This is a genomic window from Sporosarcina sp. OR05 (genome assembly GCF_041414805.1).
In the GTDB taxonomy this organism is placed as follows: domain Bacteria; phylum Bacillota; class Bacilli; order Bacillales_A; family Planococcaceae; genus Sporosarcina; species Sporosarcina saromensis.
In genome coordinates this window covers 195,143-215,301 of the sequence record NZ_JANKJL010000001.1, presented here as the reverse complement: position 1 = coordinate 215,301, position 20,159 = coordinate 195,143, and the positions used below count along the sequence as shown (strand labels likewise).

Sequence of the window (20,159 nt, the reverse complement as noted above, 5' to 3'; positions counted from 1 at the left end):
AATTATTAATCTAAATCTTGTACTAACTGTTCCATGATTGCTTCATCCATCGGTCCAACGATCTTATGCGCAATCGTACCATCCGTATTCAACATATACGTTGTAGGAATTTGGAAAGCTTGATACGTTTCACCGACAATACCTTGCTCATCCAATGGAATTGGGAACGTAATGTTGTATGCATCAATAAAACTCTGAACAGCTTTTTCGCCTTGATTCTCACTGTTCGTCAAGTTCACTGCAAGAATCTCAACATTTTCTTTGTCTTTGTTATTGTTATAGTAATTTTCCATATGCGGCATTTCGGCTTTACATGGCGGGCACCACGTTGCCCAGAAATTCAAGACTACTTTCTTACCCTTCAACTCTGACAGTTTCACTTGTTCTCCAGCCAATGTCGTCAACTCGAAATCCGGTGGCAGATTCCCTTGCTCAATCCCAATTTGCGCTTCAGATACATCACTCGAACCGCCATCTTGCTTATCCACAATCACACCAGACGTATCCACCGGCTCCGGCTTTTTCACCGTATTATTAATCATAATGACAACCATCGAGCCAATGACTAAAGCGGCAATTACATACCCAATCACTTTCTTATTCAAAGGATTCCCTCCGTTTCATCACTTTTGCATTCATTCTCCAAAATAAGACAATAAAAAATAATCCAATTGACATACTTACGAAAAACGACGAATCTGTTAACCCTCTAGGCTGTAGTGTTGCGACGAAAAAGTGTACTGCCATGAACAGTATCGGCAGTAAAATGCTGTTTTCCTCCGTCTTCTTAGCCACAATCCATAGGTAAACGACCAAACTAAGAAAGCCGATTGCAGTTACAATTTTAGGTACTAAACCGCCATCATTCAATAGTGCCATCATTACTTGATACACCGCTTGGACAACGACCGCTCCCATAAATAAACCAATGACACCCGAAGTATCCAATCGTTCTTTTCGCACATCTAGCAGAAGTCGTAATGCTACAAATACCAATCCGAGACAAAAACCAATCATCCCACCATTAAAATACACAATGGCCATAGGTGCTTTGATGACTGTACTGAAATCCGTAATTACGACCGATAGTTTCCAAATGATGATTATGTAAAACACCGCATCACTGAAGCGCTCAGCTAGCTGTTTGCCATACCTTTTTCGAATAGCAATATATGCAACGAGGAAGCCGACGATGAGTGCCACCCAATTCGAGGGCACTGTTATACTACCGATCAAATAATATTCCGTTACTGGCATTGGCGTAAACTCCTTTACTCCATATACGGGCTATGGTATCGGAATTCTTTTCTTATTGCTAGAAAAGTGCCTACAAGATGAGGATTTATAACAAAGCGCTTTCATATTCTCGTCACATTTAGTAAAAATAAGTATTTCGTCATGCAAAAAGATGAACCTGCTCACCTAGGAAGCAAGTTCATCTCTTTTTACTCATCGAAATGATGGACGATTATTTTCCTTGCACTTTCGCCAAGAACGCTTGGAAATCTGCCATACTTGGGTTTCCAATATAATGGCCACCTTCAACTTGAATCGTTTGACCTGTAATAAATTTAGACTCGTCGGAAGCTAAGAATAATACAGTGTAGCCGATATCATCCGCTTCACCATGATAAGGAAGTGCATTGAATTTCGCAAAAATGTCTTGCACTTCTTGCGGCATGTTTCTTTCTGCAGCAGGCGTCATAATCAACCCAGGCGCTACAGCGTTGCAACGGATATTGTCTTTGCCGTATTGTGCAGCGATATACTTCGTCATATTTGCAACAGCTGCTTTTGATGCACCGTATGCAGTTCTGACAACATCTCCTGCAAAGCCCGCCATAGACGTCGTATTAATGATCGAACCGCCACCCGCTTTTTGCATATGCGGAATTGCATAACGACTACCGATCAGAACGCTTTTCGCATTGACATCCATCAAACGATCCCACTCGTCCAAATCAATGTTCAATACATCCAAGTCTTTTTGCAAGTTTGTCAAACCGACATTATTATAAAGAACCGTAATTGTTCCATACTTTTCTACTGTAAAATTAATTGCATCGATAATCGACTGTTCATTACCTGCATCTAAAAATACTGCACATGCTTCATACCCTTGTGTGCGAAGTGCTTCTGCAGCTTGTTCTGCACCTTCCACATTAAAATCAGAAATGACGACTTTTGCGCCTTCTTTTGCTAATAGATTCGATGCGGATAAACCGATCCCTGACGCTCCACCTGTTACTAATGCTACTTTATCTTGTACTCTTCCCATCTTTTTCACTCCTTACTTTATCATCCAATAGTTTAACATCTAAGCAAATGAAAGAACAGCGACATCATTCAACATTCCAATCTATTTCTGGCTATGAATATTAAGTTTTGACAACCCAAAATTGATTATCCCGCCAATACAAAAATCCGCATGAAAGCCAAGTATTGATTACTTGCTTTCATGCGGATTAGATATCGACTTTATTGAATCAACTACATATTAAAACGACACATAACGTAATGGATTTACTGCACTCGGACCAGATGCTGTCCAGTTTCCAATATGCATCTCAAAATGAAGGTGAGGACCTGTTGATGCACCCGTATTCCCGACTGCGCCAATTCTGCCGCCTTTATCAACAACTTGTCCAACACTTACATTAATTTGAGATAGATGTGCATACACCGTCGTGAAAATGTTGCCATTATTGGAATGCGTAATCATGATGACATTCCCGTAACCACCCATTTTACCAGCATAGTTGACAACACCATCACCCGCTGCGACAACCGGTGTACCAATCGGAGCTGCTAAATCCGCTCCACGGTGCTGCTTTTTCGTTCCATAGATTGGATGGATTCTCCAACCAAATGAAGATGAATACCTTCCATTTGCCGGTTTTGTCCAAAAGCCATTCGATACGTTTGGCAATGAACCCGGTTTTCCTGCTTGTGCAGCTTCCTGTTCTTTGCGTTTGCGTTCTGCTTCTTTTCGAGCGATTTCAGCAATACGTTTTTGCTCTGCAATGACTTTCTTTTCAAGCTCTGCTTCGACTTCAATCGCTTCATGATAGTCTTCTTCTAAACTCTTCTTTTCCTTAGACAGTCTTTCTTGTTCAGCTTCCAATTGGTCGATGACTTTATTCTTTTCTTGCTTCTTCGCTTCAAGGCCAGCTTTTAACTTCTCAAGTTGCGCTTTGTTATCTTGTAGCTCCGCTAATTTCTTTTCAACAAGCGCTTTTTCAGCTTCAAGTTGGTCCATATCTTCTTTTTGCTTACGCATAATATCGCGATCCGCGTCCATTAACGTCGTAACTGCAGAGAAGCGGTCGATGAAATCAGCAAAACTGTTTGCTCCAAGTAACACATCGACATAGCTCACTTTTCCGCCCTTCACTTGCATGGCACGTACACGTTCTCTTAACACTTCATCGCGCTCAGCGATTTTCTTTTCCAAATCTTTAATGGATGCACGAAGTGCTTCGATTTCTTCATTCGTCTTATTGATATTGTCAATTACACGATTAATGTTTGCATTCGTTTCTTCTATTTCTTTATTCAGCTTGGAAATCTGATCTAGAAATTTTTGAATTTCTGTTTTCGTCGCTTTAATCGCATTGTCTTTTGTTTGGATTGAAGATTTTAAATCTGATTTTTTTTGGTCATTCTGTTTCTGTTCTTTTTTCAAATCATCTAAAGTATTGGCTATAGCATCAGTTGTTCCAACAATCGATGATAAGAGAAGGACAGCAATTACACCTGCCATCATGAATCGGTTCTTCTTCAACTTCTTTTTCCCCCTTCATTACAATCGGCACAGTCACTTTTCATTGTAACAACATTGTTTTATAGACAATTATGCTCTTAGGAACTTGCGTACGGACATGAAACTTCCCCATACACCGATGAACACACCCATAAAGAGCAGCAATGCATTCACTTGCAAGATGAACGGCGTTGCACTTAACAGTTGGAATAATTCGTTTTGCAACCTCGGCTCCCACTGTGCGTACAGTTCATAATACGAGAAGGAGATAACCGCCATTGGAATGATGGAACCTAATACTCCAAGCCAAACCCCTTCTAATACGAACGGAATGCGGACAAAACCGTTTGTCGCTCCTACAAGTTTCATAATCTCAATCTCTCGTCCTCTCGCAACGATTGTGAGACGGATCGTGTTCGAAATTAAGAACATCGCAGTGAACAGCAAGGCTAAAATGAGCGCAAGCCCAATATTCCTGCTCATCGTTAACACATTAAATAATTTGTCAATTTTTCCTTCACCATACTCGACTTGATAGATGTTATCGTATGTATCGATTTTCTTAGCAATCGCTGCTGTTTGGTGAGGATCCTCTGCACGGACGTAAAATGCGTCCCCTAAAGGATTGCTTTGTTTGTACAAATTCAATTCATCGCCAAAAGATTTAATCATCTTATCTAATTCCTGGTCTCTCGAAGAATAAACGACTTCCGCGACACCCGGTGTTTTAATAACTTCTTTTTCCAATTTCTTCACTTGTTCTTCATTCGCAGCTGGATCGGCAATCACTTTAATTTCGACATCATTTTCAAGATTGTCTGCTAACTGATTTAAGTTCATCATGATGACGATGAACACACCAACAAGTAACAATGTAACCGTTACAGCACTAACCGAAGCAAACGTCATCCAGCTGTTCCGACCAAGGCTTTTCAAACTTTCCCTAACATGTCGCCCCGCTGTCCTAGCTTTCATAACCGTATACTCCTTCACTTTCGTCTCTCGTGATCATTCCACCTTCAACCGCAATGACACGGTGTCTGATCGTGTTGACAATTTCTTTGTTGTGCGTCGCCATAACAATCGTCGTTCCGCGCGCATTAATTTGTTCAAATATCTTCATAATGTCCCATGACGTATCCGGGTCAAGGTTCCCAGTAGGTTCGTCCGCAATGACCACTTTCGGGACGTTAACAATCGAGCGAGCAATTGAAACGCGTTGTTGCTCCCCGCCTGATAATTCATTTGGAAACATGCGCGCTTTTTGCGTTAAGCCAACAAGCGCAAGTACATCATTCACTTTTTTTCGTATTTGCTTCGGCGTTTCTTCGATTACTTCAAGCGCAAACGCTACATTCTCGTAAACATTCAATTTCGGTAAGAGTTTAAAATCTTGAAAAACTACACCAATTTGCCGTCTTAAATACGGCACTCGCTTATTGCGTAGCGTTGCAAGATTGATGCCATTTATAAATATATCTCCACTAGTAGGAACTTCCTCACGATACATCATTTTGATAAACGTCGATTTTCCCGCCCCACTTGGTCCGACAACATACACAAACTCGCCACGGCCAATTTCAACATTGATGCCATTTGCTGCCATGACACCATTCGGGTATTTCTTATATACATCTTTCATCACAATCATGTAAAAACCACCTGAATATTATTTACTACCTCATTTTTTTCTCCAACAATCTCATTATAACATGTCATTGCTTCCTTAGTATTACAGATATGTTTCATTTGGTTCGACATCGTTTGCTAGATTTTTGAATTTTACTACAAAAAGTCGATTATGCACGGCATCTAGAATTCCTAGGAAAGATCGAGAACTTTCCAGCGGATAAACGAATTTTCCACGTAATGTTTTCGTAATAGTATTCACGTCAACTTTCTACTGTTTGATGGAATCTCAATAAAATTTACCCACGTTTTAATACATAAGTATTTTGTACGATAAACTCACGGAGTTAAGCAATCCATTCATTGTGCCCTGCAACACTTGACAAGATAAAGCTCTTCCGTGTAATCGCGTCATAATATAATCTTTCACAAAGCTCCCCCGCATCACAACATAATGCCTTCGTATCGCAATACTCTCTCTCCGCATCACAACATAATGCCTTCGTATCGCAATTATCAACCCCACAACGCAAAAAAAACGCAACGGGTTGCCTTGCACCCATTGCGCTTTTATCAAAATTATTTCTTTTCAGCTAGCCATTTTGCTACAGCTTCCAATTCTTCACCTTGGATTAATCCTGGTGGCATGCCGCCTTGTCCATTTTGGATAATATCGTGAATTTCCTCTTCAGAATGTGTAGATCCAGCATTCGCTAAAGAAGGAGCACTTCCGCGTCCTTCAAGATTACCCCCGTGACACGTTGCACAGTTTGCTTGATAAACTTTATCCGCGTCAATACCAGCTGCTGTGTCACCATTGCCACCGTCGTCCGCTTTGTCTCCGCCGCCACATGCACCGAGGACAAGTGTTGCGCCGAAAAGTGCTGCTAAAAGTTTGCTTTTCATCTTCTTTTCCTCCTATCCAATATTCACTATGCTACATCCCTTAGTATACCAAAGGAGTGGAAAGGTACACTGCCAAGCCTAGCATCCAATTTTATCAAATTGGTGACATTTCGCATTGTTTCCCATTTTAAGTAGGTACAATTCCAGTTCGCCTTTACCTTTTACTATACACATCTTAACTTATTTCAAACATGAAATGAAAAAAACACACCGAGGTGTGTTTTTCCAATTCATTATGCAATTCGAGAACGTAAATACGCATTGATGAAAATATCGATTTCACCATCCATGACAGCACCGACATTTCCAGTCTCTTCGTTCGTACGGTGATCTTTTACCATGGAATACGGATGGAAAACGTAGGAACGGATTTGACTTCCCCAACCGATTTCCTTTTGCTCTCCACGGATTTCCAACAAGCGTGCTTCTTCTTCTTCCAAACGAAGTTGGTAAATCTTCGCCTTCAATAGGTTAATTGCACGCTCACGGTTCTTAATTTGGGAACGCTCTGTTTGACACGTTACAATGGCACCTGTTGGAATATGCGTCATCCGTACCGCTGAATCGGTCGTATTGACGTGCTGTCCACCTGCGCCACTTGAACGGTACGTATCCACTTTGACGTCTTCCATCTTTAATTCAACGTCTACATCACCGTCAAACTCCGGCATCACTTCAACAGATGAGAACGATGTATGACGTCTTCCGGATGAATCGAATGGGGAAATACGGACAAGACGATGGACGCCTTTTTCTGCTTTCAAGTACCCATAAGCGTTATGGCCTTTAATGGATAACGTTACAGACTTCACGCCTGCTTCATCACCCGCTTGATAGTCAAGGGTTTCCACTTTGAAGCCTTGATCTTCAGACCAACGTGTATACATGCGCAACAACATGGAAGCCCAGTCCTGTGACTCTGTTCCACCAGCACCAGAATGAATTTCCAAAATCGCATTGTTTTTATCGTACTCATCGCTTAACAGCATTTGGAGATCGAAATCTTCCATTTTCTTTTTAAAGCTTTTCAACTCTGCAAATAATTCTTCTTGTAAATCTTCGTCGTTTTCTTCACGAAGCAACTCAAGTGTCATTTCCAGGTTTTCCTGTGTACTGTTCAACTCATTGAATTCGCCGACTGTATCTTTAAGGGCATTTGACTCTGCAATCACTTTCTGTGCAGCATCTTGGCTATCCCAAAAACTTGGGTCTAGCATCACTTCATCTAATTCTTGAATTCGTGCCTCTTTGTTTTCTAAGTCAAAGAGACCCCCTAAAGTCCGCTAATTTCTTAGCTGTTTTGTCAAGCTCATTACGTACATCGGATAATTCCATCATTGTTGTTTCCTCCTGAAAATAAAAATGAAACTTCCATCAGCAGACGGAGCCACTGATGGGAAGTCAAGTTTTGCTTTTTTACATGGCATTTACGCCTTGCCATGACAGTTTTTATACTTTTTGCCACTGCCACAAGGACACGGATCGTTACGTCCAATATTAACGGCACGACGAACCGGCTTTTTCGTCACTTTTTCACCGTCTTCTTTTGGATTCACCGCTTGCCCTTTCGCCACTTCCTCACGTTCAAGGTTGTTGCGGATTTCTGCTTTCATGACATATTTCGAAGCATCATTTTCGATAGCTGTTACCATGTCTTCAAACATCGCGAATCCTTCCGACTGGTACGCACGAAGCGGATCGGTTTGACCGTATGCACGCAAATGAATCCCATGACGCAACTGGTCCATTGCATCGATATGATCCGTCCATTTCGAATCAATTGCCCGAAGCAAGACAACTTTTTCAAACTCGCGCATCCGCTCTTCGGACATTTCCGCTTCTTTCTCATTATATCGTTCAATGACCGCATCGTGAATCAATTTATTTAATTCCTCTTCAGATTTCCCTTCCATATCCGCTGCCGTCAATGCACCTTCCGGTAACAAATTGGCACCGAGGAAATCTTCAAGTCCTTTTAATTTCCACTCTGCATCTTTCTCATCCGGTGCGTGCATCGCAACGACACGATCGATGACACTCGTCAACATGCCTTCCAACACCTCACGGATATTGTCAGACGCGAGCACTTCATTCCGTTCTTTATAAATGATTTCACGTTGTTGACGCAAAACATCGTCATATTGCAACAACCGCTTCCGGGAATCAAAGTTGTTCCCTTCCACACGCTTTTGAGCAGATTCAACGGAGCGTGAAACCATTTTCGATTGGATTGGAGTTGTATCGTCCATTCCGAGCTTCGTCATCATGCCTTTCATTTGCTCGGAACCGAAACGGCGCATCAACTCATCTTCAAGAGAGAGATAGAATTGAGTTACCCCTGGGTCACCTTGACGACCAGAACGACCACGTAACTGATTATCAATACGGCGCGATTCATGGCGCTCTGTACCGATAACAGCTAGTCCGCCAACTTCTTGAACACCTTCGCCAAGTTTAATATCTGTACCACGGCCGGCCATGTTCGTCGCAATCGTAACTGCTCCGCGTTGACCCGCTTCCAAAATGATTTCAGCTTCTCGTCCATGGTTTTTCGCGTTTAAGACATTGTGCGGAATGCCATACTTCTTCAAGAAATTAGAAATGATTTCAGAAGTCTCGATTGCAACCGTACCGACAAGGACGGGTTGTCCATTTTTATGGCGTTCGCGGATATCTTCAGCCACTGCTTTATATTTCCCATCCATTGATGCATAAATCAAATCTGGACGGTCATCACGTGCAATCGGACGGTTTGTAGGCACTGCAATGACATTCATGTTGTAAATATTGCGGAACTCTTCCTCTTCCGTCTTCGCTGTACCGGTCATCCCGGACAACTTATCATACATCCGGAAGAAGTTTTGGAACGTAATCGTCGCCAAAGTCATCGTTTCATTTTGGACTTCCAAACCTTCTTTCGCTTCAATCGCCTGGTGCAATCCATCACTATACCGACGACCTTTCATTAATCGACCTGTGAATGAATCGACAATGACGACTTCGCCTTCTTGAACGACATAGTCCACATCGATATGCATACTAGCATGCGCCTTTAACGATTGATTAATCGCATGATTCAACGTGACATGTTTTAAGTCAAACAAGTTTTCAATGCCAAACGCTTTTTCGGCTTTCTCAATTCCAGCTTCCGTCAAGACGACACCTTTCGTCGACTCGTCATACGAATAATCTTCTTCCTTCTTCAACGTCGTGACAAAACGATTCGCCAATCGATAAAGCTCAGCCGATTTCGCCGCCTGTCCTGAAATAATTAACGGTGTTCGTGCTTCATCGATTAAAATGGAGTCGACTTCGTCAATGACCGCATAATGGAGCGGACGTTGCACTTTATGTTCTTCATACAAGACCATATTGTCTCGTAAATAATCAAATCCAAGTTCGTTGTTCGTCGTATACGTAATATCAGCTGCATACGCTTCACGCTTTTCTTCTTTGGACAAACTGTTCAAGTTCAACCCTACTGACAATCCGAGGAACTCAAACAACTGCCCCATCTCATTTGCATCACGGCTCGCCAAGTATTCGTTCACCGTAACAACATGTACACCTTTTGCTTCAAGCGCATTCAAATAAACAGAAAGTGTCGACGTCAACGTCTTCCCTTCCCCGGTCTTCATCTCTGCAATATTCCCTTCGTGCAATGCGGCCGCACCCATTATTTGGACGCGGAACGGATACATCCCTAGCACGCGTTTTGCCGCTTCACGAACAACTGCAAATGCCTCAGGTTGAATCGCATCCAATGTCTCACCATTGGCAACACGTTCTTTAAACTCCGCTGTTTTTGCGGCAAGCTGTTCATCAGACAATTGCTCCATCTCGCCGGCAAGCGCTTCTACTGAATCAGCTATTTTTTCTAATCGTTTTAAATCTCTCTTATTCGGATCAAACATTTTATTCAATACGCCAAGCATACAAGTCACATCCTCATTAAGTTCACCCTTCATTTTAACATTGTAAAAAGCGCGGTGCAAATAGTCCGTGCACTTTTTGTAAAATAGAGGAATCCTTTTTGTACAATAATTTTCCAATCTGCTCCAATTACATGCAAACGTTAATTGAACAAAAAAAACCCTGGATTGCTCCAGGGAAAGGGGTTAACCTTATTAGTTTGTTTCAATCAAGCCGTATTTTCCGTCGCGGCGTTTGTAAACGATTTGTGTGCCGTCTGACTCTGCATCAGTAAAGATGAAGAAGCTATGACCGAGCATATTCATTTGAAGGATTGCTTCCTCTTGGTCCATCGGTTTCAAGTCAAATTGTTTTGTGCGAACAACTTGGAACTCAGCCTCATCATGCGCAGCTTCCTCTTGCACATTCTTCTCTTTCTCCACCGATTGTAGGAAGGCAGCTACACCTTCACGTTCACGGAACTTACGGTTTACTCTCGTTTTGTATTTACGGATTTGACGTTCCAATTTGTCGACAATCAAGTCGATTGCAGCGTACATATCATCATGTCGTTCCTCTGCACGGAGTGTCAAATTTTTCATAGGAATTGTGATTTCCACTTTAGTCTGCCGGTCATTATACACTTTCAGGTTGACGTGGGCCGTAGCATTTGCGCCCTCTGTGAAGTATCGTTCAAGCTTTTGAACCTTTTTCTCGACGTACTCACGAATTGCCGGAGTTACCTCAAGGTTTTCCCCTCGGATGTTAAAGTCTAGCATATGAACTCCTCCTTTGTTTAACCTTACTGTATACTTCTACATATCTATTTCAATCTCCTTCTTTTTTTTGAAGGAAAATTAAAATCTTGTCAGAATGTGACGAAATGGATCACATTTGTTTATTGCCGTTTTATTTTTCTGATTGTCTGCGCAACTTTAATTCGTCGACAATCAATTTTTCCATCAGCGGATTTTCAATAAAGTCCATTCCATATTGATAGCCTTCCTTGTCTTTCTTTTTCCATACAATTTGGCCATCAATCGTCAATGGTTCTTTAAATAGTGTGCACGTCAATCGTAAATGAACGGCGCCACGAACGTCAGGAAATTCGTAATTGGTGATCATTTTGCAACCACCTGGGCTTATATCCACTAATCGGCACAACCCCGGATTGGATTCAAACGCCCCTTCAGCCAAGAGCATTTTAAAGTTTGCTTCCAACGGCTCATCGAATTCATACCTAAAATATTCGTGTCGTTTATAGTACATATCCCGTACCTCACTTTTCATCCAATCTTCCTCTTTATTATACCAAATGAAACCAACTTTATCGAATAGTAACCAATGCTTTTGTCCGTTTCATTGTTCCCTCTAACGTGCTAATGATTTGTTCATTATCTTCAACTGCAGTGTGCACAGTTGCATTCACTTCTTCAAGCGATGCACTCGACTGAGCAAGCAAATCCGCAAAGTTGGTTGTCATCTCACCGCTATCGGAAGTTTCATCCGTAATCACTTTCATTTTCACCTCGAACTGTTGAAATTGTACATGGAATTGATCCAAGACCGACTGCATTTGTTGAATTTTATGCTCCGCTTTAGATGTTAGTACCCCTTGTGCTCATAAACTCGAACAACTATTGTTCACGGAGAATTTATACGTCTTAAAAGTATGATGAATGAATGATTGATTGATTATTTATTTACTGTTTCCAAATTACTTTCCCTTTTTTCATCAGACTATAACATTTTGTTTTTTCTGCATATTATCAATGAAGTGTGCGAAATAATTTGGTTAAATTGTAGCAGTTGTTGATTACTCTTCTACATAGTCATTTGTCTAATTGTGAAAAAACCGACCAAAATAATGGTCGGTTTGTGTATAGTCAAAATTAATTCATACTTTTTTTATGACTTCGTATCATAGAACGTCCCATCACGCGATACGTTCGCGTAAGGATTGACGTAGCTTTTCACATGTTCTTTTTTCGATTGTGTCGCTGTAATGGAGGAACGAATCGTTTGTTTGTACCGTTCTAAAGCTTGCATCACTTGCTTTTCGAGTTGCATAAGAGATTGACCTAATTCATCTTCCGCTTGTGTAAACGGTGGTGCAATGTCAGCTTGTAACCTGTCACGTTCATCCAACAAATTAGAGATTTTCTCAATCGCGTCATCTCGTTGTTCTTCACTCGTATTCGCGGAAACCGTCAGAATTTGTCGGGACACTTCCTGCCAACGGAGCAGTGATGCGCGAATCATACTTCATCCATTTTCCCGTACTGCTTTGTACGATTGATTTGAATAACTTGCTTCCACGTATCCCGAAACTCCGTAATGATACTCGCCGCTTCATCATAAAGAACAGGGTCATTCTTTATGTTCCCTTCTAACAGACGATGGTTCACAAATTCATAAAGGACCATCATGTTTTCCGAGATTGCGACGGATTGATCCAATGTCACCATCAATTCTGAGACAATTGCTTGTGCTTTTTGCGTAGCAGTATTTTTCTCTTCAATATTACCCGCTTCCAATGCCTTTTTTGCTTGTTGAATGAATTTCAAGCATCCGTTGTATAACAGCAGCGTCAATTCTCCCGGAGTCGACGTATTCACCGAATTGTTCTGATACGTTGCATATGGATTATTCATTGCCATGCTCTTTAAAAACTCCTTTTATTGGTTTGCCAAAAATCAAGTAGCAATCACCTAAGCCGTTCTTACATGCCGCCGCCACCAAAAGCACCCATCAAACTTGCAGATTGCGCATTTGCACGTTGGATTGCACGTTCCATTGCCGTAAACTGGCGCCACAAACGGTCTTCCGTCATTTTCAAACGATCTTCAAAGCGTTCAATTTGCTTGTCCATACTCTTCATCGTACGCCCTAATGTAAACGAATCACTTACTGACCCAGTCGACCCGGCCTTTTGAGAGATAACTGAAATCGTATTATCGACCGTCTTACGGAATTGAGCCGCGATTCCGCCTTTGTCGGCATCTTTAGCAGGCTTGCCGAACACTTCATACACTTGGTTCGGATTTTCACTGATTGCTTTTCTTAACTTATCTTCATCAATCTTCAGCTTACCATTTTCCTTAAAATCTTTAATCGGTTCAATACCAATATCTTTTAAACTAATTTTTGTACCATCCGACATCGTCACGGAACTGCTCATCATTTGACGCAGTTCTGTCAACATACTTGCAACTGTCGGATCATTACGAAGCGTACCACTCTTCGCCTTCTCTTCCCACAGTTCAATTTCCTTTTCCTTCATCTCTTTCTTCTGCTCATCTGAAAGCGGTTGGAAATTACGGTACTTCGGCTCACGAATTTTCGCATGTAATTCATCAATTAGTTTATTATAATCATCGACAAATTTCACGACCGATTCCATTATTTTGTCCGTGTCAGGCGCAGAACTGAATGTAACAGGTCCTGTTGTGACTTGTTTCAAGTTCACTTCGAAGCCGTTGATGTTGAATGTGTTGGAGGAGCGCTCGGTTGTTAGGCCGTTGAAGGTGAATTGTGCGTTTTGACCTTCGGAATAATATGCCTTACTATTATCCAGGTTTCCATCAGTTGGCTTTGGTTCAGCATTGCTTAATTTGAGTAAATCAGCTGCACCGCCGTTACCCGCTATCTTAATCTGACCAGCTCCACTCTCCTTGGAAGTAAGGGCAATCTTTCCAGTGTGAGAGTCAAAAAACGCTGTAACACCTGTTTCCGCATTCCCATTGATTTTCTTAATTACCGATCCAATATTATCGTCATTAGTAATTTCAATTTCTGCCGATTTGCCATTTGGTGCAGTAATTGTAATAGAAGCTTTGTCACTTAATGGAACACCATTTAAATCCGAAATTTTTGTATCAGCGGTAGTAGGGTTATTGTCTGTTCTTACTAATGCGCCCCCCTGCAAACTCGCTTGCGTCGCCAACTGTTTAACTTCAATCGTTCCAGAAAACTCTCCAGTAGCACTCGTAGCCTTAATCCCCACAGCATCTGGATTTGAAATACTCACTGTCTTCTGCATGAACGTCGCTTGACGGCCCATCGTATCGGACACTTTATAAGCCGTATCGCGCAAGTTTCGGTTCATGCTGCGGTAGTCGTCTAGTTGCCACTGCAAATATTGCTTCTTCTGGGTTATTTTATCTAACGGAATTCGATGAGCTGTCATCATATCCTTAATAATTTGTTCGGTATCCATCCCTGTTGCTAATCCACTAATTCGCATCGTTCATCCTCCTCAGATTTTGCGGTCTATGAGTAATCCGACAAATTCCTTCATCGCTGCATGCATGTCCATCAATTTTTTTGAAGGAATTTCTCGGACCACTTCGTCTGTTTTCGCATCGACAATCGTTACATAATATTCATTCAGTTCGTTATGCAACTTGAATCGCAGTTGGGTGTTCGCACTTTCCAAGAATTTATTCATACTATCTGTCATTTGTTGTGCTTTTTCAATCGGCAATTGTTTGTCTTCTACCGGCTGTTCAGTTTGTTGCGGTGTCGCTTGCACTTCAGAAACTTTTAAAGTAGCTTCTGTCAATGTACTATCCACAATTGCTCCTGCTTGTTGCGGTCCAGTACTTCCCCCAATTCGACTTACCATACACGTCAACCTCCCCGTTTGTGAGCACTCCATTACTCTCTTTATCGGCAAATCGATTTAGTTGTTGAGTCAAAAACTGATAAAAACAAACCGTTTTTCTGACACACTCGTTGGAATAAACAAATCTAGCCATTTCCTTAATCTAAACAGTTATGTATTTTCATTGTAAACAAATTAGTAATTATTACATGTTAACATTACACTTTTTCGACCGAAGAACCATATGTACATATGTATAGAAAGGAAGTCCTTCATGTTTAAATCCATTCGCACGAAAATCATTATTACAGCAATTTTACTATTTCTTCTCGGAATTTTTCTAATGGTTTACATGACCAATGATCAAGTGAAGAAAAGATCAGTGGAACGCGTGATCAGCATGAGCGAGTCCACGATCCAACAAGCTGGTAGTTCCATCGAAAATTATTTTGAGCAGTACGCTAAAGGAATTGGACAGCTCGCAAATTCGGAGATTGTTCAATCTTCTACAGCAAACGAGGAAGAGATTTCCAAACAGACGAATCTTGTAAATGAATTGAAAAGTTTCCAAGCAATCTATTCAGATGCATCATCCGCGTATTTTGCAACCCCTTCAAATTCAATTGCTATCTATCCAGCAGCGGACACGAGCAACCTGAATGTAAATGAACGGTTGTGGTTTACAGAAGCGATGGCTTCTCCAAATGAAGTCCACTGGTCAAACGCCTATATTGATAGCTCTACAGGAGAATTTGTCATTACCGCATCTCACGCTGTGCAACAAAATGGCTCAATTGTTGGGGTTGTTGGTGTCGATATTTTATTAACTGAATTGACCACCGAGTTGAATAAAAACAAATTACCTTTCGACGGCTTCACCATCTTATTAGATAATGATGGAGTAGCTTTATCTCACCCAACTAAAAACGGTGAGAGTTTAATGGATTCGCCTTATGTTCAGAAGTTATATGACTATCAATACGGCGATATTGAATTTACAGACGAAGAAGGAATTGATAAAGTCGATGTGTTTACGACACTTCCAGACTTCGGATGGAAAGTCATCGCAGTTTATGAGAAAGACAAGCTAATGGGAATGGCGAACGATCTTCGTACGTCCATGCTCATTATATCGTTAATTACGATCATCATCGTATCTGTAGCAATGTACTTCGTCATTTCTCGAATGATTAAACCGATTGGTAAACTTAAAACGCTGATGGATACCGTGGCAAAAGGCGATTTGACTGTAACGTCGGATATTCAATCGAAAGATGAAATTGGGCAACTCGGAGACAATTTCAATACGATGATTGCCAATATGAAAGGCATACTTACAGTTGTGAGCACTTCAGCTGATCAAGTCCGTTCAAACTCTGAGAATTTAAGTGCCGTAGCTGAAGAGACGAACGCTTCCAGCTCACAAGTGGCACATGCCGTGACAGAAATTGCAGAAGGTGCGGCTAAGTCAGCGGAGGATTCTGAAATGGTATCGGAGCGCACTGAACATCTAGGTAGTCAAATCAATGATATCAATAATCGTGCAGATGATATGACGGGCATCGCACAGCAGACTGGAACAATGAACGCAAACGGTCAACAACAGATGGCTGAACTGAAAGAGACGTTTACTTCTTCAGGCTTAAAACTCCAAACCATGAGCGAATCCATTATGACACTTGGTGAAAAAGTGAAAGCGATTGGTGGGGTGATGGAAACAATTACTGACATTTCATCACAAACAAACTTGCTCGCTTTGAATGCCAGCATCGAAGCAGCGCGGGCTGGAGAACACGGGAAAGGGTTCGCAGTTGTTGCAGAGGAAGTTCGTAAACTAGCCGAACAATCTGCAGCTGCCACAGAAGATGTCAAAGTAACGGTTACAGAACTTCAAAACGAATCGAAACTCGTTTCCACTGAAATGACGGAAACTATCGAGTCATTCCGCAACCAAGGGAAAGTTGTAGAAGAAACGGAAGCTTCTTTTAAAGAACTAACAGTATTAATGGAAGACATGCAAGCATCTATCGATTCCGTTACACAAGAAATTAACAAAGTGACACAAAACAAAGACGACGTCTCCCTCATCGTTCAAACGATGGCCGCAACATCTCAGCAAACGGCTGCCGCCTGTGAAGAAGTGAGTGCCTCAACAGATGAACAGTTACGGGCAATTCAATCCGTTACAGAAGCCGCAGAAACGCTGACGGACCTGAGTGAAGAACTAACGAAAACGATTCGACAATTTAAGATTTGATGGTTGAGTGGCCGTTGGAGCGTTGAGGAGAGTTTTTTTATGAGGAAGCAATACATTTTTGGTAGTCGGAAGGTCCCGATTTGGCGACAACTTTGTGAACTTGATCGATAACTTTGTGAACTTGACCGATAACTCTGCGTATCCAATCGAATAAATTGTGAACTCGATCAATAACTCGCACACACACATACAGCTTGGAAAAACCCAAACAAAAAACGCCTGCGCGACAAGCCAAACTCTGTCGCCAGGCGTTTTTCATATGCATTTATCACCAAACAGCAATGGCGCCGTCCGTTCTCGATTCGGTACCTCCAGACAGGACGCCTGTTGCAGGATTCCGCCAAATGATTTGCCCTCTGCCGAACGATCCGCTATCGAGTGTCGGGACGACTTGGTGGCCGAGGCGCGTCAATGCTTGCGCCAAATGGTTCGGGAAGTTCGGTTCAACATGCACCACGTTCTCTTTTACCCATTGCCACCTTGGTGCATCCAGCGTCGCTTGCGGATTCAACTGGTAGTCCAGCGTATTAATGATCACTTGGAAATGACCTTGTGGTTGCATGAATCCACCCATGATGCCAAACGGTCCGATTGCTTGTCCGTCTTTCGATAAGAACCCCGGAATAATCGTGTTATAGGAACGTTTGCCTGATTTCAACACATTCGGATGATCCGGTTCAAGCGAAAAATCGACGGCACGGTTTTGTAGCGCAATACCTGTTCCCGGTACGACAACGCCAGAACCAAATCCCATGTAATTTGATTGGATCAACGATACCATATTCCCTTCCCCGTCAGCTGTCGCTAAATAGACTGTTCCTCCTTTTGGCAAATCATAGGGAGCCGGAATTGACGCACGCTCCGAAATTTCGGCAGCTCGCCGTTTTGCATATGCCTGTGACAATAACGTCTTAACCGAAACAGGCATGTCCGTTTCTTCGGAAATGAAGGCTTTCCCATCGATAAAGGCGAGTTTCATCGCTTCAATTTGTTCATGTAACGAGCGCACATCATTCGGGACAGCGGAGTTCATTTCAGAAAAGATGTTGAGCGCCATTAACGTAATCATTCCTTGCCCGTTCGGCGGCATCTCCCATACGTCATACCCTTTATAGTTCACCGAAAGCGGTTTAACCCACTCAACTTTGTAATTCGCCAAGTCTCTTTTGCGCAAAAACCCTCCGTGCTGTTGCATGAAAGCATCAATTTCATCCGCAAGATGTCCATGATAAAATGCATTAGCATTCGTCTCTCCAATTGCATGTAACGTTTTCGCGTGATCGGGCGAACGCCAAATCTCCCCCGTTTGAGGAGCACGTCCATTTGGAGCAAACGTATTAAACCACGCCTCAAATTCTGAACCATTGCACGCATTTTTGAATTTATGATAAGCAATTTCCCAATACTTCCCGAGAATCGGCGTTAATGGAAAACCTTCTTCCGCATAGCGGATGGCAGGCTCCAATGTTTCTAACAAAGAAAGCCTACCAAACTTGCTCGAAAGTTCTGCCCATGCTGCGGGAACGCCTGGTACGGTAATGGGCACCACGCCATACGTAGGAATTTTCTCGTGACCAGCTGCTTTCACAGCTTCCACTGTGAGTAATTCAGGCGCGGGTCCAGATGCGTTTAATCCATATAACTGATCTTTCATCCAAACGAGTGCAAACGCATCCCCGCCAATTCCGTTAGACGTTGGTTCTACAACGGTCAACGTCGCAGCTGTCGCGATCGCTGCGTCAATTGCATTGCCGCCACGTCGCATTATTTCAATGCCTGCTTGTGCAGCGAGTGGTTGAGACGTCGCCACCATTCCTCTTCTTGCAAATGCTGCATGCCGAGTCGTTTGAAACGGATTGTATAAATAGTCCATAATGCATTCCCCCAAGTTGTCTACAAATCTACTTTTTACACGCTCGCACAAATGCATCGAACAAACGGTTAGAATAAACGTCTCCCTTCATCATTAGCATTTCAGGATGCCATTGAACCCCGATGACAAATGCATGCGCTGTACTTTCAATCACTTCAACAATGCCATCATTTGCAATTGCCGATACAACGAGCGGTCGACCAATATCTTTAACCGCTTGATGATGAAAAGAGTTGACTCGAATAACATCCATTCCTACAATCGCATGGAACTTCGTTTGCCGTGTCACTTTCACTTCATGTGAAGTAAACCACCTTTTTGACTGCTGTATATGTTGGAGTAACGGTTTGTCATACTGCGCTTGCATGTCTTGATAAATCCCGCCGCCAAAAACGATATTTAACAATTGCATTCCCCGGCAAATTCCAAGAATCGGTTTATTCGCATTCAAGAATTGCCGCGCTAGCAACAATTCAACAGAATCACGTTCAGGCGTTACCTCACCTAATTTCGGATGGGGATCTTCACCCAAATGGACGGGATCGACATCTCCTCCGCCCGTCAATAGCAAACCATCCAACATGTTGCAAAGCTGTTGCACATCTCGATCAATTCCAGTCGGCAGGATAATTGGTACCCCTCCTGCTTTTAGAATCGCGTCAATATAACTCGCATTCGTCAGGTGGTTTCCCGCATTATCCACATCCGTCGTCACCCCAATAATCGGCTTCACACACTTTCCCCCTTTTACTAAAAAACGAGCAGCCCTCCCTAGTAGACTATTCATCGTTGTATCTTATATAGTAAACCATTCGAACATTTAATCAATTTATTTTAGCTAAAAAAACACCATTGGCACGAGGACAAATGGTAGAAGTAGTTGCAGTTTCTATTTGATTTATTTCGCTTGTTTTAATCGAAGAACATCCGCTTGCGTCGTTATCAATGCTTTAGATAATACATCCAGTTTTGCATCAACGAGGTCAACCTTTTCATCTAGTTCTTTCAAATCTTGGCTAAGTCTTTCCTCCACCCTGTTCAAATCTTGTCTAATCGCTTGCATTTCCCCAATCAACTCCAATTTCATCTCTTTCAGTTGACCGGATAATTGCATGATTGCTTGCATAATTGTATTTTCGTTATTGGGATTCATCTTTATCACTCCAATTTTCCGATTTGATATTACTATTCTATATTGTTTCCATCCTCGTTC

The 20,159-nt window shown here is 42.1% G+C and carries 20 protein-coding genes; 1 reads left to right on the top strand and 19 read right to left on the bottom strand.

Annotated elements, in window-relative coordinates:
• Positions 1-5 precede the first annotated feature (5 nt).
• The 16 genes from NRI27_RS00970 to flaG all read right to left on the bottom strand — a co-directional run bounded on the left by NRI27_RS00970 (position 6) and on the right by flaG (position 14,837).
• A complete protein-coding gene (locus NRI27_RS00970; RefSeq protein ID WP_371389191.1) occupies positions 6-605 on the bottom strand; it encodes a peroxiredoxin family protein in 600 nt (199 codons plus the stop codon).
• A complete protein-coding gene (locus NRI27_RS00965) occupies positions 598-1,257 on the bottom strand; it encodes a hypothetical protein (protein WP_371389190.1) in 660 nt (219 codons plus the stop codon). Before NRI27_RS00965 ends, NRI27_RS00970 begins: the two co-directional genes overlap by 8 nt.
• 211 nt (positions 1,258-1,468) lie before the next feature.
• The gene (locus NRI27_RS00960) at positions 1,469-2,278 is read right to left on the bottom strand and encodes an SDR family NAD(P)-dependent oxidoreductase (RefSeq protein ID WP_371389189.1); all 810 of its coding nucleotides are present in this window, start codon (positions 2,276-2,278) and stop codon (positions 1,469-1,471) included.
• Between the two features lie 219 nt (positions 2,279-2,497).
• Positions 2,498-3,784, bottom strand: a complete 1,287-nt coding sequence (locus NRI27_RS00955) for a murein hydrolase activator EnvC family protein (RefSeq protein WP_371389188.1) — start codon at positions 3,782-3,784, stop codon at positions 2,498-2,500.
• A gap of 69 nt (positions 3,785-3,853) precedes the next feature.
• Positions 3,854-4,738, bottom strand: a complete 885-nt coding sequence (gene ftsX, locus NRI27_RS00950) for a permease-like cell division protein FtsX (protein ID WP_317942523.1) — start codon at positions 4,736-4,738, stop codon at positions 3,854-3,856.
• Positions 4,728-5,414, bottom strand: coding sequence for a cell division ATP-binding protein FtsE (gene ftsE, locus NRI27_RS00945; protein WP_371389187.1), 687 nt, complete (start codon positions 5,412-5,414; stop codon positions 4,728-4,730). The genes ftsX and ftsE overlap by 11 nt, the downstream gene beginning before the upstream one ends.
• 557 nt (positions 5,415-5,971) lie before the next feature.
• Entirely contained in the window at positions 5,972-6,298 is a 327-nt protein-coding gene (gene cccB, locus NRI27_RS00940) for a cytochrome c551 (protein WP_371389186.1), read from the bottom strand.
• 233 nt (positions 6,299-6,531) lie between these two features.
• Positions 6,532-7,633 (bottom strand): peptide chain release factor 2 gene (prfB, locus tag NRI27_RS00935; protein WP_371389657.1). Its coding sequence is split into 2 segments (ribosomal slippage): positions 6,532-7,560 and positions 7,562-7,633, totalling 1,101 coding nucleotides; the frame shifts between segments, so codons are not numbered across the junction.
• Between the two features lie 92 nt (positions 7,634-7,725).
• Complete coding sequence (gene secA / locus NRI27_RS00930) at positions 7,726-10,233, bottom strand: preprotein translocase subunit SecA (RefSeq protein WP_371389185.1); 2,508 nt, start codon at positions 10,231-10,233, stop codon at positions 7,726-7,728.
• 192 nt (positions 10,234-10,425) lie between these two features.
• Positions 10,426-10,989, bottom strand: coding sequence for a ribosome hibernation-promoting factor, HPF/YfiA family (gene hpf, locus NRI27_RS00925; protein WP_371389184.1), 564 nt, complete (start codon positions 10,987-10,989; stop codon positions 10,426-10,428).
• Between the two features lie 130 nt (positions 10,990-11,119).
• A complete protein-coding gene (locus tag NRI27_RS00920) occupies positions 11,120-11,500 on the bottom strand; it encodes a PilZ domain-containing protein (protein ID WP_371389183.1) in 381 nt (126 codons plus the stop codon).
• A 37-nt stretch (positions 11,501-11,537) separates the two neighbouring features.
• A complete protein-coding gene (locus tag NRI27_RS00915) occupies positions 11,538-11,732 on the bottom strand; it encodes a hypothetical protein (protein WP_371389182.1) in 195 nt (64 codons plus the stop codon).
• A 386-nt stretch (positions 11,733-12,118) separates the two neighbouring features.
• Positions 12,119-12,472 carry a flagellar protein FliT gene (fliT, locus tag NRI27_RS00910; RefSeq protein ID WP_371389181.1) on the bottom strand — a complete coding sequence of 118 codons (354 nt, stop codon included), beginning with the start codon at positions 12,470-12,472 and terminating at the stop codon, positions 12,119-12,121.
• Positions 12,469-12,870 (bottom strand): flagellar export chaperone FliS, encoded by a 402-nt coding sequence (gene fliS, locus NRI27_RS00905; RefSeq protein ID WP_317942516.1) that lies wholly within the window; start codon positions 12,868-12,870, stop codon positions 12,469-12,471. The genes fliT and fliS overlap by 4 nt, the downstream gene beginning before the upstream one ends.
• Before the next feature lie 62 nt (positions 12,871-12,932).
• On the bottom strand, positions 12,933-14,456 hold the full coding sequence (locus NRI27_RS00900) for a flagellar hook-associated protein 2 (protein ID WP_371389180.1): 1,524 nt from the start codon (positions 14,454-14,456) through the stop codon (positions 12,933-12,935).
• Positions 14,457-14,468: 12 nt separating this feature from the next.
• Complete coding sequence (flaG, locus tag NRI27_RS00895; protein WP_371389179.1) at positions 14,469-14,837, bottom strand: flagellar protein FlaG; 369 nt, start codon at positions 14,835-14,837, stop codon at positions 14,469-14,471.
• A 253-nt stretch (positions 14,838-15,090) separates the two neighbouring features.
• Here flaG and NRI27_RS00890 point away from each other — a divergent pair, with 253 nt between their 5' ends.
• Positions 15,091-17,073 carry a methyl-accepting chemotaxis protein gene (locus NRI27_RS00890; RefSeq protein WP_371389178.1) on the top strand — a complete coding sequence of 661 codons (1,983 nt, stop codon included), beginning with the start codon at positions 15,091-15,093 and terminating at the stop codon, positions 17,071-17,073.
• A 268-nt stretch (positions 17,074-17,341) separates the two neighbouring features.
• On the opposite strand, the gene NRI27_RS00885 is transcribed toward NRI27_RS00890, so the two are convergent.
• The 3 genes from NRI27_RS00885 to NRI27_RS00875 all read right to left on the bottom strand — a co-directional run bounded on the left by NRI27_RS00885 (position 17,342) and on the right by NRI27_RS00875 (position 20,099).
• The gene (locus NRI27_RS00885) at positions 17,342-18,946 is read right to left on the bottom strand and encodes a gamma-glutamyltransferase family protein (protein WP_371389177.1); all 1,605 of its coding nucleotides are present in this window, start codon (positions 18,944-18,946) and stop codon (positions 17,342-17,344) included.
• A 28-nt stretch (positions 18,947-18,974) separates the two neighbouring features.
• Entirely contained in the window at positions 18,975-19,679 is a 705-nt protein-coding gene (locus NRI27_RS00880) for a gamma-glutamyl-gamma-aminobutyrate hydrolase family protein (RefSeq protein ID WP_317942511.1), read from the bottom strand.
• Between the two features lie 165 nt (positions 19,680-19,844).
• Complete coding sequence (locus NRI27_RS00875) at positions 19,845-20,099, bottom strand: hypothetical protein (protein WP_371389176.1); 255 nt, start codon at positions 20,097-20,099, stop codon at positions 19,845-19,847.
• Between the last annotated feature and the right edge of the window lie 60 nt (positions 20,100-20,159).

Excerpts from the sequence above, each read along its gene's own strand:
- NRI27_RS00965 (WP_371389190.1), bottom strand. The coding sequence starts at position 1,257 with ATGCCAGTAACGGAATATTATTTGATCGGTAGTATAACAGTGCCCTCG.
- NRI27_RS00960 (WP_371389189.1), bottom strand. The coding sequence starts at position 2,278 with ATGGGAAGAGTACAAGATAAAGTAGCATTAGTAACAGGTGGAGCGTCA.
- ftsX (WP_317942523.1), bottom strand. The coding sequence starts at position 4,738 with ATGAAAGCTAGGACAGCGGGGCGACATGTTAGGGAAAGTTTGAAAAGC.
- ftsE (WP_371389187.1), bottom strand. The coding sequence starts at position 5,414 with ATGATTGTGATGAAAGATGTATATAAGAAATACCCGAATGGTGTCATG.
- cccB (WP_371389186.1), bottom strand. The coding sequence starts at position 6,298 with ATGAAAAGCAAACTTTTAGCAGCACTTTTCGGCGCAACACTTGTCCTC.
- secA (WP_371389185.1), bottom strand. The coding sequence starts at position 10,233 with ATGCTTGGCGTATTGAATAAAATGTTTGATCCGAATAAGAGAGATTTA.
- hpf (WP_371389184.1), bottom strand. The coding sequence starts at position 10,989 with ATGCTAGACTTTAACATCCGAGGGGAAAACCTTGAGGTAACTCCGGCA.
- NRI27_RS00920 (WP_371389183.1), bottom strand. The coding sequence starts at position 11,500 with ATGAAAAGTGAGGTACGGGATATGTACTATAAACGACACGAATATTTT.
- NRI27_RS00915 (WP_371389182.1), bottom strand. The coding sequence starts at position 11,732 with ATGAAAGTGATTACGGATGAAACTTCCGATAGCGGTGAGATGACAACC.
- fliT (WP_371389181.1), bottom strand. The coding sequence starts at position 12,472 with ATGATTCGCGCATCACTGCTCCGTTGGCAGGAAGTGTCCCGACAAATT.
- fliS (WP_317942516.1), bottom strand. The coding sequence starts at position 12,870 with ATGGCAATGAATAATCCATATGCAACGTATCAGAACAATTCGGTGAAT.
- NRI27_RS00900 (WP_371389180.1), bottom strand. The coding sequence starts at position 14,456 with ATGCGAATTAGTGGATTAGCAACAGGGATGGATACCGAACAAATTATT.
- flaG (WP_371389179.1), bottom strand. The coding sequence starts at position 14,837 with ATGGTAAGTCGAATTGGGGGAAGTACTGGACCGCAACAAGCAGGAGCA.
- NRI27_RS00890 (WP_371389178.1), top strand. The coding sequence starts at position 15,091 with ATGTTTAAATCCATTCGCACGAAAATCATTATTACAGCAATTTTACTA.
- NRI27_RS00885 (WP_371389177.1), bottom strand. The coding sequence starts at position 18,946 with ATGGACTATTTATACAATCCGTTTCAAACGACTCGGCATGCAGCATTT.
- NRI27_RS00875 (WP_371389176.1), bottom strand. The coding sequence starts at position 20,099 with ATGAATCCCAATAACGAAAATACAATTATGCAAGCAATCATGCAATTA.